Below are 13,555 nucleotides of genomic sequence, written 5' to 3'. Positions count from 1 at the left end.
TCACTCATGGCAGACTTGTCTGACCAACTCCAACTCGACGAATCTCGGCACGATAATGTGTTCGACGTCGATGCCGAACGCCTCGCGCGTGTCTACGCTCAAGCGGGTTTGGATGCAGCGGGTGATTTGTCCGCTCAGGGGTCGTTGGCGGAAGAGTTGAATAGTGTTGTGGCCGATGTCCTGGAGAAACACTCAGAGATGGAAGAGATCTTCCGCTCTGAGCTGATTTCCAAAGAGGAGAAGTTAGAACTGCTGGACCATATTTTCAGCGGCAAAGCCTCCGAGTCGCTGCTCAATCTTCTTAAGGTCATGACCAAACATGGCCGCCTGGGGATGGTCCGCGATGTGGCCCGCAGTGCTTTCGAGATGTGGGAGGATCGCGCCGGCAAGGTTCGCGTACAGTTGGAATTGCCCAAGCCGATAGACGATGCGCTGCAAAACGAGATCCTCGCTTCGCTAGGCAAAGTGCTCGGCGCTGACCCACAAGTCGAAACGAGCATTAATCCCGACCTACTTGCAGGGTTCGTGGTTCGCGTAGGCGACAAGGTGTATGACGCTTCGGTCCGCACCCGACTGGAAAAGTCACATCAGAGCATGGTTGTGCAAGCCATCGAGGCAATCCAGCAGCACCCTGAGCAATTTATTGATCGCACCGTTGAGTAGCGAAATTGGATATTACGATTATTACAATTAGTCATAAGTAACCTGTTACTAGTCATAGAACTATGAAATTTAATAGCGACGAAATCGCCTCGGTCATTCAAAAAGAGATCGAGAACTACTCCGCACAAATCGACGTCCGTGAAGTCGGCCGTGTTCTGGAAGTGGGTGATGGTATCGCCCAGGTCTACGGACTTTCCGGTGTCATGGCGGGCGAGATGGTCGAATTCGCCAACGGCGTAATCGGGTTAGCATTTAACCTGGAAGAGAATTCCGTCGGTATCATCATCTTGGGCGATTACCTGGCGATCAACGAAGGGGAGGAAGTTCGCTCTACGGGCAAGCTGCTAAGTGTCCCCGTTGGCGACGAGATGTTGGGTCGCGTAGTCGACCCGCTTGGCGTGCCGCTAGACGGCAAGGGGCCGGTCGTCACGAACAAGCGTCGCGATGTGGAAGTCATCGCCACGGGTGTAGCCGAGCGGCAACCGGTGAGCGAGCCTCTGCAAACGGGCATCAAGGCAGTCGACGCGATGACACCCATCGGTCGCGGACAGCGGGAGCTCATCATTGGCGACCGCAAGACAGGCAAGACGGCCATCGCGATCGACGCAATCATTAACCAACGCGATTCTGGCGTGAAGTGTTTTTACGTGGCGATTGGTCAGAAGGAATCGACGGTTGCAGGCGTGGTCGAGAAACTACGCGAATCGGGAGCCATGGACTACACCACTGTCATCGTAGCGGGGGCGAGCGACCCTGCTCCGTTGCAGTACATTGCTCCCTACGCCGGTACGGCCATGGCAGAGGAGTACATGTTCAACGGCGGTCACGCCCTGGTTGTGTATGACGATCTCTCCAAGCAAGCTGTGGCCTATCGCCAGTTATCGTTGCTCATGCGACGCCCACCAGGGCGTGAGGCGTTCCCTGGCGATGTATTCTACTGCCACAGTCGCTTGCTGGAACGCTCCGCGAAGCTCAGCGAATCGCTCGGTGGGGGTTCGATCACGTCGTTGCCCATCATTGAAACGCTCGAAGGCGAAGTCTCCGCATACATTCCGACAAACGTAATTTCGATTACCGACGGTCAGATTTACTTGCAACCAGACCTGTTCTTCGCCGGCATTAAGCCCGCTATGAACGCTGGTATTTCGGTTTCGCGTGTGGGTGGTGCCGCTCAGATTAAGGCTATGAAGAAGGTAGCCGGCGGTTTGCGTCTCGACTTGGCATCCTTCCGCGAGCTCGAAGCGTTCGCCCAGTTGGGTACCGACCTCGACCCAGCCACCCAGGCACGGCTCGATCGCGGTTATCGCATGGTGGAACTACTGAAGCAGGGCCAATACCAGCCCCTCGGCGTGGTCGATCAAGTGTTCATGATCTATGCCGGTACTCGTGGCCATCTTGACAAGGTACCCGTGGAACGTATCGACGAGTGGGAAAAGAAGTTCCTGCAGTTCATGAGCGACCAAAAGCCGGAAGTTGGCAAAGCGATCACAGACTCGGGCGATCTCAAGGACGATATCATCGAGCAGCTTGAGACGGCGCTCAAGGAGTTCGAGCAGCAGAACGACTTCGTTCCTGACGAGGAAGCAGTAGCGACGGCATAGTGTCGCCAGAAGATTCAGTAGCCGCGATGTCACAGGTCGCCGGTGCCTACCAGTAGGGTTTAGTACGAGTCGAGGTTTGCAAGCAAATTACCAGCGGGCTGTTCGCTTGCGGCTATTTTTGCCTTGCGAAATTTAGTGAGCCACAGACGCGACAAGAAATACCATGGCCAATTCCAGAGCACTTGATAAACGGCGTAAGTCGATCCGCAACATCCGCAAGATCACGCGGACGATGGAGTTGATCGCCACTGCGCGATTCAAGAAAGCCATGGATCGTGCCGCTGCAGCCACGGCTTACACAGAACGCATCACTCAGTTGGTCCGCGATCTCACCAAGACAGGCCTGGAAGTAAGTCACCCGCTGCTGGAAAAGCGTGAAGAGATTACCAACGGTAAGCTTCTGGTCCTCACTGCGAATCGCGGACTGTGCGGCGGTTTCAATGGCAACCTGACTCGTGCTGGGCTCAAACGCTGGAAAGAAATCCAAGCGGAGGTGCCCAATTGCACGCTGGAACTCGCAGGTAAGAAAGGCATCGGAGGGTTTGAATTTCGCGGTCATATGCCTGACAAAGCCTTCACGCATTTTGAAGACAAGCCGACTTTTGCCGAAGTCGACGTGATCGCTAATCGCTACCTCGAAGAGTACACCTTAGGGAAACTCGATCGATTGGATGTCGTCTACATGAAGTTCAATACCATCGCCCGGCAAGAAGTCGCCGTAGAAACGTTGCTTCCGCTCGGTTCGATCGGCGACGATGATGGGGCTGGCGGTGGGGACGAGGGTGCACAATCTCAGTACGAGTTCCTGCCCTCGCCAGAGAGTATCCTCGAAGAGGTTGTGCCGACGAGTTTCAAAGTGAAGCTCTTCAAATGTTTCCTCGACTCAGCGGTCAGCGAGCAGATCGCTCGCATGGTCGCGATGAAGAGTGCTACCGAAAACGCCGGCGACCTCATCAAGTTACTCAGCATGCAATACAACCGTGCCCGTCAGGGGCAGATTACTTCCGAACTTATGGACCTGATCGGCGGCGTCGAAGCGCTGAACTGATCGCCGTCCTAAAACACTGACTCACCACCCACAACCCGCGCCAAGCAACTCTTATGGCAACTGCAACAGCTAACAACGTTGGTCACATCACTCAAATCATCGGTTCGACTTTCGATGTCGAATTTGCCGAGGACAGCCTCCCCGCTATTTACAACGCGTTGAGGGTTCAGTCGGAAACCAAGGGCGTGAAGATCGATCTCACGGGCGAAGTTCAGCAACAGCTGGGCGGTGGCCGGGTGCGTTGTATCGCACTAGGGTCGACGGATGGTTTGATTCGTGGCCAAGAGTGTGTCGATACTGGTCAGCCCGTAACCGTTCCCGTGGGCGAGGCAACTCTCGGTCGCGTTTTCAACGTGCTTGGCGATGCAGTCGATGGACGTGGCGAAGTCAAGGCGGACGAACACTGGTCGATTCACCGAGATGCTCCCCCGCTGGAAGACCTCTCCACCAAAACCGAGCTCTTCGAAACGGGTATCAAGGTGGTCGATCTACTCACGCCGTTTGTGCGTGGTGGTAAGGCTGGTCTGTTTGGTGGTGCTGGCCTCGGCAAGACGGTTATTCTCACGGAGTTGATTGCTCGTATCGCCAGTGCCCACGGTGGTTATTCGGTATTCGCCGGTGTAGGCGAGCGCACGCGTGAAGGAACCGACCTGTGGCTGGAAATGCAGGAAGCCAAGATCGGCGATACCGGCAAGAGCGTTATCGATCAAACGTGTATGGTGTTTGGCCAGATGAACGAGCCACCAGGTGCACGTCTTCGTGTGGCACTTTCGGCACTCACGATGGCGGAGTACTTCCGCGACAAAACGGGTGCTGACACCTTGTTGTTTGTGGATAACATTTTCCGCTTTTCCCAAGCCGGTTCGGAAGTGTCCGCGCTGCTGGGTCGCATGCCTTCTGCTGTGGGCTACCAGCCGACACTCGCTAGCGAAATGGGCGCGCTGCAGGAACGCATCGCCTCGACCAAGAACGGTGCTATTACCTCTGTGCAGGCCGTGTACGTACCGGCGGACGATCCTACCGACCCTGCCCCGGCTACCGCGTTTGGCCAGCTCGACGCGTTCCTTTATCTGGAACGTTCGATTTCAGAGAAGGGTATTTACCCTGCCGTGGATCCTTTGGCTTCATCGAGCCGTATTCTGGATCCGCAATATGTGGGCGAACGGCATTACAACTGTGCTCGTCGTGTGCAAACGACCTTGCAACGCTATCGCGAACTGCAGGACATCATCGCAATTCTTGGTGTGGATGAGCTGAGCGAAGAAGATCGCATGATCGTGCATCGTGCTCGCCGCATCGAACGCTTCCTGTCGCAACCATTCCTCGTGGCCGAAGTGTTCACCGGCAAGCCGGGTGAGATCACTTCACTGGAAGATACGATCCGCAGCTTCGAAGAAATATGTGATGGTAAGTGGGATCACCTCTCCGAAGATGCCTTCATGTACGTCGGTGCGATCGAGCAAGCTGAAGAGCAGTTCAAGAAGTTGCAAGCTAAGGGTAAGTAGGAGGTTAGGTATTAGGAAGTTAAGATTGGCATCGGCCAACCAAAGAGCCGTCAGGTAGCATTCTCCCGAACTAGACAATTATGGCTACAACCTCAAACCTCCGCTGCGTCGTCGTGACTCCTGAGGAAACCGTTCTCGAAACGGAGGCAGACTTCGTGGCGCTTCCGCTGTTTGATGGCGAGTTGGGCGTAGCCAAGCATCACGCCCCGATGATCGGCCGACTTGGCTACGGTGAGTTGCGCATTCGTACTTCTGAGGGCGAAAAACGCTTCTACGTTGATGGCGGCTTCGTCCAAGTTGCGGACAACGTCGTGTCTGTGTTGACTAACCAGGCCAAGCTCCCGACGAAGCTCAAAGCGGATGAGCTAGCTCAAGAAATTTTGACTGAAGTACATAGTGTCTCCGCTGGTGACGAGCAAATTGCTCTAAGTGAAAAGTCCGTAGCTCAGCTGCGAGCTCAGTTGCGGGTTGCGAAGCGGAAATAGAGCGTTTTGGCTTTCACCTCCGTTCGCTTGTGGCAGCTAAGCCGCAAGCGGGCTCTCCCGACTGATCGCTCCGAACTCGTTCAATCACTCACGATTGCTGCCTGCTGCTCTTCCGTCGTGACACCGTCGGGAAGCTCCAAGATTCGGATATTTCGGAAGTGAATCTCGGCACCTTCCGATTCAAGACACAGGTAGCCCTTCTTGATTGTCGAATTTCTTACTCCGTTGACAAATTTCCCGTTCACTGAGAGTTTGACGACCCCATCGACGCAAACCACGTCGTATTCATTCCACTGCCCCTTCCCGTTGCAGCGGTTCTCAATCGATTTACTGCGGACGCCTCGTGGGTTGTCTGGGACAGTCTCCAATCCGCCCGCCCCAAAGAGCTCGCCATGTACATACGCGATCGGGGGCAGCGTGCCATCAGGACTCTGATGCAGCTTAACCCAGTCGAGCTCCAGCATCTGAATTTCAAGGCCCTTCGGTAGGTTCGCCCCTGCCGGAACCGTCCCTTCACTCCAGGCAAACACTCCCGAGTTGCCGCCAGCTTCCATGTGACGCCACTCGATGTGGAGCAGAAAGTTTTCATATTGTTTCTGGGTGCGCATGACGCCAATTGGGTGGCCACTGCATATGAGCAGGCCGTCTCGAACGGTCCAAGTGTCTTTCGCCGTGTTGACGTTAGCCCATCCGGTCAGGTCTTTGCCGTTGAATAGGTCAACAAACTTCGCCGGTTCGGATGCGGACAGTTCCGACGCTCCCAACAGCAGGAGGACTAACAGTGCTGGCGTGCGATAGAGTTTCACAATACTTACTTCCAAGTGGGGAAAATCGAGCCAAAGGAAAATAGGTAACTCTTCAGACGGGTGAGGTGTTACGAATAAAGAAACGATAAGGCTAAGCGAAGCATGGGGATGCATTCTCGAAAAGTGCGCGACGGTAGAGACTGCGATGGCATGTTCAGCAGGCTAGATCGCTTCTTCACCACGCTCACCAGTGCGAATGCGGATGCAGTCGTCCAGCGGCAGCACGAAGATCTTGCCGTCGCCAATTTGGCCACTGTCACCTGTTCGTCCACCTTGCAAGATGGCGTCGACAGTCGCTTCCACGAAGTCGTCATTCACGGCAATTTGAAGCTGCACTTTTCGTAGAAGGTTGACCGAAAGCTCGCGTCCGCGGTAAATCTCGGTTTGCCCCTTCTGCCGACCAAAGCCCTGTACGTCCATAATGGTGAGTCGTACCACTTCAACTTCGGAGAGGGCTTGCTTCACATCTTCCAGCTTGTTCGGCTGAATAACGGCAATGATGAGCTTCATGATAGGGGAATAGGGGTTAGAGGATTAGGTGATAGGGCACAGCTGGAGCTTTCATCGGAGGCGACCAACTCAACCCTAATACCTAATAACCTAATCCCTATTCACCTCATAGGACACCCCGCCCCGAACGTGCTAAGGCGGTTAGGCACGCTCGGGGCAAGCTGGGGCATCCTTCTGGAGGTATCTCGCCAACTTACGAAGCTCGTAGGAATTATCGACGAAAGAATTAAGAATGGGGCCCTTAGAGAGCCGCCGTTGTATGCAAGAAGTCCCGGCTTGACCGCGTATTTGGCGGCAATCAGCGGTCAAGCCGTTGGGACTTCTCTTTCGACCCAGGCAAGAGTCGAATGCTTCTAGTTTGATTTATCCGCCTGCGACCTAGCTCGGATTGGAAGCTAAGCCGCAAGCGGCGAGAGTCATCGTCGCTATCAGTTGGTATAGGCGCTCATGCCATGCTCGCTGATATCCAAGCCTTGTTGCTCTTCGGCTTCGCTCACGCGAAGGATGCCGACAGCTTTCATGATGGAGAACAGCACGAACATGGTGACAAACGACCAACCACAGATAATTACCGTGGCCTTCAGTTGAATCCACAATGATGTGTCGCCATTGGTTAGGTAATCGTTTTCCAAGATGCCGATTGCCAAGCAACCCCAAACACCGCATAAACCGTGTACTGGGAAGGCTCCCACGGGATCGTCGATGTGTAGCTTGTCGAGCATCAAAACGCCTGCAACAACTAAAGCACCAGCAACAGGGCCGATGATAGCGACAGCCTGTAGGTTGCTCATGCAATCACAACATGCTGTGATTCCGACCAATCCACCCAAGATGCCGTTGAGGCCCATCGAGAGATCCGGCTTGCCGAATAGCCCCCAGCTCAGGAGCGTGGCAACTAAACCGCCTGCACCGGCAGCGAGGGTGGTTGTCATCGCACAGTGCATGACCACATCGATATTCTGTTCACCGCTATCAGTTAGGCCGTGAAATGCGAGTTGACTGCCCGGGTTAAAGCCGAACCAGCCGAACCACAGGATAAACACGCCAAGAGCGGCGATAGGAACGCTATGTCCGAGCATAGGAATACTCTTACCGTTGACGTATCGGCCCAATCTGGGACCAAGGACAATAGCACCGGCAAGGCCGGCAAAACCACCAAGGCCATGTACCACCGCGGAGCCAGCAAAATCTTGGAAACCCTCTTGAGCTAAGAAACCGCCGCCCCATTTCCACATACCACTGATCGGATAAATCAGCCCAGTCAGAATCGCACTGTAGATCAAGTAAGCGCCAACTTTCATACGACCGGCCACAGCACCCGAGACGATGGTAGCAGCAGTAGCGGCAAACATCGCTTGGAATAGCCAATCAACCTCTGGGCTAAAGGTACGGTCTATTGTGGCTTCGTAGCCATCGAGCCCAAAGCCACCGAAGGCAAAGTACGGTTTCTCTTCGACGTCGACACCGTAAGCACCGGGATACATGATTCCGAACCCGAAAGCAAAGAACAGCACGACCCCGACACAGATGTCCATCGAGTTCTTAAACAGGATATTGACGGCGTTCTTCGATGAATTGAAGCCCGCCTCGACCATGGCGAAGCCGGCTTGCATCAAGAATACCAGCACAGCGCAGAACATCAGCACTGCGTTGTCCAGGGCATAACCAACGCCCAGATCTTCTTCAGCTACCTCCTCTACCAGGACATCGGTTTCCGAAACCGTAGCCGTTTCGCCCCCTTCTTGTGCATAGGAAGGGGAGCCAAGGCTCAAAAATGACAGCGACATCACAGCCGCCAACAGCAGCGTCGTCCAGCGACGCTCCGCGATTAAAGAATACATCTTCAGTACCTTTTCGTTGTAGTTTGCAGAAGGACATCTGGCCGCAATGGAATCTTCAAGAAACCGCCTTGGCGACCTGCGGCAGCAACATGCCAACCGCGTCAACACTTAAACACTCTCTTGACGCGTGCTTCGCGTTCCCTGCGAAACGTGCGTCTGCAATTGCAGCGGAGCAGGTAAGCAACCTGCGTGCCAGAAACGACGAGGCCGGGTGGCAGAACGACAGAAATCGCTGCAAATACAGTAAGAAACGGACAGGAAATCTACCAAGAAAAGGATCGCTAGATCGCGTTGAACGCGGAGCTGCCTACAGATGAGTCAAACGCTGACGCGCAGCTGGGCACAGCACTGAACCCCAAAAAATAGCCGCGAGACAACATCTCGCCGAGAATTGCTAGTGCTGGTCAGCAACTTAGCAGCGTTCCGGCGAGTTATTATCTCGCGGCTATACTTTCTTCAGATGGCGATCAGGTTTCGCAGGGCAACATGAATAGCTATTCTGCGGCAGGCTCGACACCCACTTCGGCGAACAGAGCATCCACGAATTCTGCCGGCTTAAACAGCGCCAAGTCCTCGGGCTGCTCACCCACACCGATGTACTTCACAGGCAGACCGACTTGTTGGCGGATGGCCACGACCACTCCGCCCTTGGCCGTGCCGTCGAGCTTTGCCAACACAATGCCCGTGCAATCGACCGCTTCAGTGAACTTGCCAGCCTGGCTGATGCCGTTTTGGCCTGTCGTGGCGTCTAGCACCAACAGCACTTCGTGTGGGGCTGCGGGAATGAGCTTGCGGATGGACTGTTGAATCTTGGTCAGTTCCGCCATGAGGTTCTTCTGTGTTTGCAGGCGACCAGCGGTATCCACGATGCATACATCGGCGGACGTCTCAACGGCCCGCTCAACCGCCTTGTACGCGACCGTTGCTGGGTGCGTGCCCTGAGGTTCTTTGACGATATCCACGCCGAGGCGGTCCGACCAAATGGTTAGCTGTTCGACAGCCGCCGCACGAAAGGTATCGCCGGCCCCCAAAACTACTTTTCGCCCTTCATCGACAAACATCTTCGAGAGTTTGGCGATCGAGGTCGTCTTCCCTGCACCATTCACGCCCGCGACCATGATGACGGTTGGACCGTTCTGGGCGAAGGAAATAGGCGAGGCGTCTTGGGCCATAAGCTCAGACAGCTTATCTTTCCAGGTGGCGACCACATCTTCGAGAGTGACGACACGGCCCCGGAAGTTTTTGGCCACTTCAGCGACGATTTCTTCGACCGAGTCGTAGCCCATGTCAGTCTTAAATAACAGGGCGCGCATCTCATCGAGAAACCCGTCGTCAATCAGGCGTCCCTCGCTCTTGAAAAGGTCGCGAACGTCGGTTTTAAGTACGCTCTTGGTTTTTGCCAAGCCGCGTTTGAATTTATCGAAGATGCCCATGATCGGTAACGATTTCCGGTTTCATAAGAGTGGATGGTTAGCCCGAAGCCGCAGGCGATGGTGCGCTCTGCTCTGCCATCGCCTGCGGATTCGGGCTGAACGATTTCGTGATTATTTCTGTATCAGCTTATCGAGGATGCCGTTCACGAATTGGGAGCTTTGCTTTGCACCGAAGCGTTTGGCTAGCTCGACAGCTTCGTCGATGGCCACGTTAGGCGGGGTGTCGGTGAAGCGGATTTCGAAGGCTCCCAAACGCATTAAGTTGCGATCAGTAGCGGCCATGCGACGGAGGCTCCAGTTCTCTGCGTGCTTTTCCAGCAGCTCATCGAGCTCTTCCTGGTTGCGTTTTACGCCGAGAACTAACTGCTTGGCGAATTCGCGGAGGTCATCATCGCGTAGTCGCGCAGCGATGAAGGTGCCCAGTTTTTCGGGAACCAATTCTCCAGAGTCTGCCCGGGGGTTAAGGTCTTCTTGAAAGAGAACCTGCAACGCGACTTCACGGGAACGAGTACGGCGGGACATAAGCACCGGGTGGCATGGGCAGCTTGCTGCCCTTGAGGCTGGGTGGGACTAGGTAGGGATACTGGGAACCGGGGGACTCATTCTACGCTTCGGGCATGGTCTTGAGCAATCCGACCATGTGCAGGGCTGCTTCGGCGCACTCGCTGCCTTTGTTGCCGACGTCGCCGCCAGCACGTGCGAGAGCTTGCTCCAGTGAATTTACTGTCAGCAGCCCTAGCGGCAGCGGTAGTTCGCATTCCAAGGAGATTTGACCCAACGCAAGGCTGACGCCGCGATTGATGTGCTCGTCGTGGGTTGTCTCGCCACGAATTACGACACCCAGGCAGATAACCGCAGCATACCGTCCGCTACGAGCAAGTTGCTGAGCAGCCAGAGGCAATTCCCACGAGCCAGGTACCCGAGCGACGTTGATCAGGCCCTCGGAGATGCCGGCTCCTAGCAGCGTTGTGATGGCACCATCGAGGAGTTTGTCGGTAACGAGCTGGTTCCATTGGGCCACGACAATCGCGTAACGATCTTTGGAGTTGGGCTCGGCAGGTTTAAATTCAGTGGGCACGACAACAAGCATCAAAAAAAAGTTGGGTGGCGAAATGAGCCAACGAGAACCAGCGGACGATCAATCCTCTTTAATGCTCATGAGAAATTCAGCATTTGTTTTTGTTTTTGCAAGTCGCGTGGTGAGCAAGTCCATCGACTCGGCGGCACTCATGTCGCCGAGGACGCGGCGCAACATGCACACACGCTTGTATTCCTCAGGGTCCATCAGCATCTCCTCGCGGCGCGTGCCGCTACTGTTGATATCGATCGCCGGCCAAATGCGTTTATCGACCAATTTGCGATCCAGCACAATTTCTTGATTGCCGGTGCCTTTGAATTCCTCGAAGATCACCTCGTCCATACGGCTGCCGGTATCGACGAGTGCGGTCGCGATAATCGTGAGCGATCCGCCCTCCTCGACTTTACGGGCCGAACCAAAGAAACGCTTGGGGCGCTGCATGGCATTGGCATCGATACCGCCGGAAAGCACTTTGCCGCTGCTGGGGCACTCGCTGTTCCAGGCGCGCGCGAGGCGGGTGATCGAGTCGAGGAAAATCACCACATCACGGCCGTACTCGACCATGCGCTTTGCCTTTTCGACCACCATATCCGCCACTTGCACGTGGCGGGCTGAGGTTTCGTCGAACGTGCTACTAATGACCTCGCAGTTGGGGCCCTTCACGTTGCGTTCCATGTCCGTCACTTCTTCAGGACGTTCGTCGATCAACAGCATGATGACGTACGCCTCTGGGTAGTTGGTGAGGACACTTTGGGCCATCTTTTGCATGAGAATCGTCTTGCCAGCGCGCGGAGGGCTAACAATCAGACCGCGCTGACCGAAGCCGATGGGCACGACCATGTCGACCACCCGCATGGCGATTTCCTCGGCGGTGGTCTCCATGCGGATGCGCTCGTCCGGATGGTTGGGTGTCAGATTGTCAAACAAGACTTTCTTGTTCACCATGTCGGGGTCTAGCCCGTTGATCGCTTCGACACGCAGCAATGCGAAGTATCGCTCGTTTTCCTTGGGCGGACGAATGGTGCCGGATACCGTGGCCCCAGTCTGCAAGCCGAAGCGGCGAATTTGGCTAGGCGATACGTAAATGTCGTCTGGACACGAAAGGTAGTGATAGTCGGGCGACCGCAGGAAGCCGAACCCATCGGGCAAGATTTCCAGCGTCCCTTCGCCGGACATCATGCCTTCCAGCTTCACGCGTGACTTGAGAATCCGGAAGATGAGGTCCTGCTTGCGCAGGCCGCTCGCTTCTTCAATTTGTTCCTCTTCGGCCACCTCCATGAGCTCCGTCATGCTCATCTTCTGCAGGGCCGCGATATGGACGTTCTGGTCGGGCTTGTCCGCTTGTTCGATCTTCTTGCCCACTCGACGGACACGCTCAGCGGCCTTGTCGAGCTCTTCGGCGATTGAGAGTGGCTCTTCACGCTCTAGGTCGGCAAGCAAATCGGTATCGATATTGCTGGGAACATCGCCGCCGTTGCGTGCTCGGCCATAGGGTCGGGGGCGATTGGATCGTGGTGGGCGGTTGTGAGTTTCAGACATGGTTCTACTGCTCCTGCTTGCGAAAAGCTCGGGGTGCGGACACACGGAAGGTGCCTGCGGAAGGAAGATGTGAAAAAAGTTACTTGAGAGGGGAAAAAGGAAGGATCGCGCCCGTCTGAGCCGACAATCGGCTCGAAGGGCGACTAACGACGACAACAGACTGTGCACATAGCACGCCTATCGAAGACGGTAGGAAATGATTCGTGGCAGGAATATTAGCCGCGAGCTGAGTTACCCGCGGATGACTTCTGAGGGCGAGCAAGGCAGGTAAGGCAGGACCATGCTCGTTGAATATTAATTATCGTATACGACCAGTATTACGGCCCAAGCGACAAGTGGAAAGCGCAAACCGCGAATTCGGGGGAATTACTCGGCTCAGCCGAACGGCCAATTGGCTCTCGAACTATCCCGAGACATGTATATCGTTCCCGCTATCACGCAGAGCCGAGCAGTTCATGCCAAAGCCGAGACACTTCGGCATTTAGCTCTTTGAGCGTGCCATCGTTGGAAACAACATGGCTGGCTGCGGCTCTTTTTTCGGTTATCGGCATCTGAGCCCCCTCGCGTCGAGTGAATTCTTGGAGCGTCCAGTTGCGACGTTTGGCTCTGCTTTCGCGCGTTTTTCGGGGAGTATCGACGAAAATCACCTCATCGCAAAGCTCGCCCCAGCCAGCTTCCAGCAAGAGCGGTGCGTCGATCACAGCAGCTTTTGTGTCTGATTTTGCTAGTCGGTCTAGGTCCGCTTCAACCCGCTGGCGGATGCGTGGGTGCAGAGCCTTTTCCAAAAAATCGCGTTCCACCGCAGCCGCCGCCGTATCGCCAAATACCCGATTTGCCACTGCAGGCCGCGAAACCTCTCCATGGGAGTCTAGGACTGCATTCCCCCACCGCGAGACGAGAATGTCACGGACCTCTGGCACAGCAAGTGTAGCGTGGGCGAGCCTGTCGGCATCCAGCACGGCAGCGCCAAGCTCAGCGAAAGTCGCCGCCACGGCCGACTTTCCACTGGCAACTCCGCCGACAAGTCCGATAATTTTCATGGTGGG

Annotated in this window: 13 protein-coding genes; 5 read left to right on the top strand and 8 right to left on the bottom strand. The window is 55.3% G+C overall.

Going from position 1 to position 13,555, the window contains the following annotated elements; all coding sequences use genetic code 11:
- Positions 1-6 precede the first annotated feature (6 nt).
- The 5 genes from atpH (at position 7) to atpC (ending at position 5,302) form a co-directional block, all read left to right on the top strand.
- Positions 7-663 carry an ATP synthase F1 subunit delta gene (gene atpH / locus HG15A2_RS14260; protein ID WP_145060864.1) on the top strand — a complete coding sequence of 219 codons (657 nt, stop codon included), beginning with the start codon at positions 7-9 and terminating at the stop codon, positions 661-663.
- A 62-nt stretch (positions 664-725) separates the two neighbouring features.
- Entirely contained in the window at positions 726-2,264 is a 1,539-nt protein-coding gene (gene atpA, locus HG15A2_RS14255; RefSeq protein ID WP_145060863.1) for a F0F1 ATP synthase subunit alpha, read from the top strand.
- A 163-nt stretch (positions 2,265-2,427) separates the two neighbouring features.
- Positions 2,428-3,312: an ATP synthase F1 subunit gamma gene (gene atpG, locus HG15A2_RS14250; RefSeq protein ID WP_145060862.1), complete on the top strand. Its 885-nt coding sequence runs from the start codon at positions 2,428-2,430 to the stop codon at positions 3,310-3,312.
- Between the two features lie 53 nt (positions 3,313-3,365).
- Positions 3,366-4,817, top strand: a complete 1,452-nt coding sequence (gene atpD, locus HG15A2_RS14245) for a F0F1 ATP synthase subunit beta (protein ID WP_145060861.1) — start codon at positions 3,366-3,368, stop codon at positions 4,815-4,817.
- An 80-nt stretch (positions 4,818-4,897) separates the two neighbouring features.
- Positions 4,898-5,302, top strand: a complete 405-nt coding sequence (gene atpC / locus HG15A2_RS14240) for an ATP synthase F1 subunit epsilon (protein WP_145060860.1) — start codon at positions 4,898-4,900, stop codon at positions 5,300-5,302.
- Positions 5,303-5,382: 80 nt separating this feature from the next.
- Here atpC and HG15A2_RS14235 read toward each other — a convergent pair whose 3' ends face one another.
- The 8 genes from HG15A2_RS14235 to coaE all read right to left on the bottom strand — a co-directional run bounded on the left by HG15A2_RS14235 (position 5,383) and on the right by coaE (position 13,549).
- A complete protein-coding gene (locus HG15A2_RS14235) occupies positions 5,383-6,108 on the bottom strand; it encodes a 3-keto-disaccharide hydrolase (protein ID WP_246117744.1) in 726 nt (241 codons plus the stop codon).
- Positions 6,109-6,270: 162 nt separating this feature from the next.
- A complete protein-coding gene (locus tag HG15A2_RS14230; protein ID WP_145060858.1) occupies positions 6,271-6,618 on the bottom strand; it encodes a P-II family nitrogen regulator in 348 nt (115 codons plus the stop codon).
- Positions 6,619-7,046: 428 nt separating this feature from the next.
- Positions 7,047-8,459: an ammonium transporter gene (locus HG15A2_RS14225; protein WP_246117743.1), complete on the bottom strand. Its 1,413-nt coding sequence runs from the start codon at positions 8,457-8,459 to the stop codon at positions 7,047-7,049.
- Positions 8,460-8,953: 494 nt separating this feature from the next.
- A complete protein-coding gene (gene ftsY, locus HG15A2_RS14220) occupies positions 8,954-9,892 on the bottom strand; it encodes a signal recognition particle-docking protein FtsY (RefSeq protein WP_145060857.1) in 939 nt (312 codons plus the stop codon).
- A gap of 111 nt (positions 9,893-10,003) precedes the next feature.
- Entirely contained in the window at positions 10,004-10,414 is a 411-nt protein-coding gene (nusB, locus tag HG15A2_RS14215) for a transcription antitermination factor NusB (protein ID WP_145060856.1), read from the bottom strand.
- Between the two features lie 82 nt (positions 10,415-10,496).
- Positions 10,497-10,970, bottom strand: a complete 474-nt coding sequence (gene ribH, locus HG15A2_RS14210) for a 6,7-dimethyl-8-ribityllumazine synthase (protein ID WP_246117742.1) — start codon at positions 10,968-10,970, stop codon at positions 10,497-10,499.
- 60 nt (positions 10,971-11,030) lie between these two features.
- Complete coding sequence (gene rho, locus HG15A2_RS14205; protein ID WP_145060854.1) at positions 11,031-12,509, bottom strand: transcription termination factor Rho; 1,479 nt, start codon at positions 12,507-12,509, stop codon at positions 11,031-11,033.
- Between the two features lie 434 nt (positions 12,510-12,943).
- On the bottom strand, positions 12,944-13,549 hold the full coding sequence (coaE, locus tag HG15A2_RS14200) for a dephospho-CoA kinase (RefSeq protein WP_218931969.1): 606 nt from the start codon (positions 13,547-13,549) through the stop codon (positions 12,944-12,946).
- Positions 13,550-13,555: the final 6 nt, after the last annotated feature.

Source organism: Adhaeretor mobilis (genome assembly GCF_007741515.1).
GTDB lineage: Bacteria > Planctomycetota > Planctomycetia > Pirellulales > Lacipirellulaceae > Adhaeretor > Adhaeretor mobilis.
The sequence above is the reverse complement of the archived record's forward strand: the minus strand, read 5'-3'. Positions and strand labels throughout refer to the sequence as shown.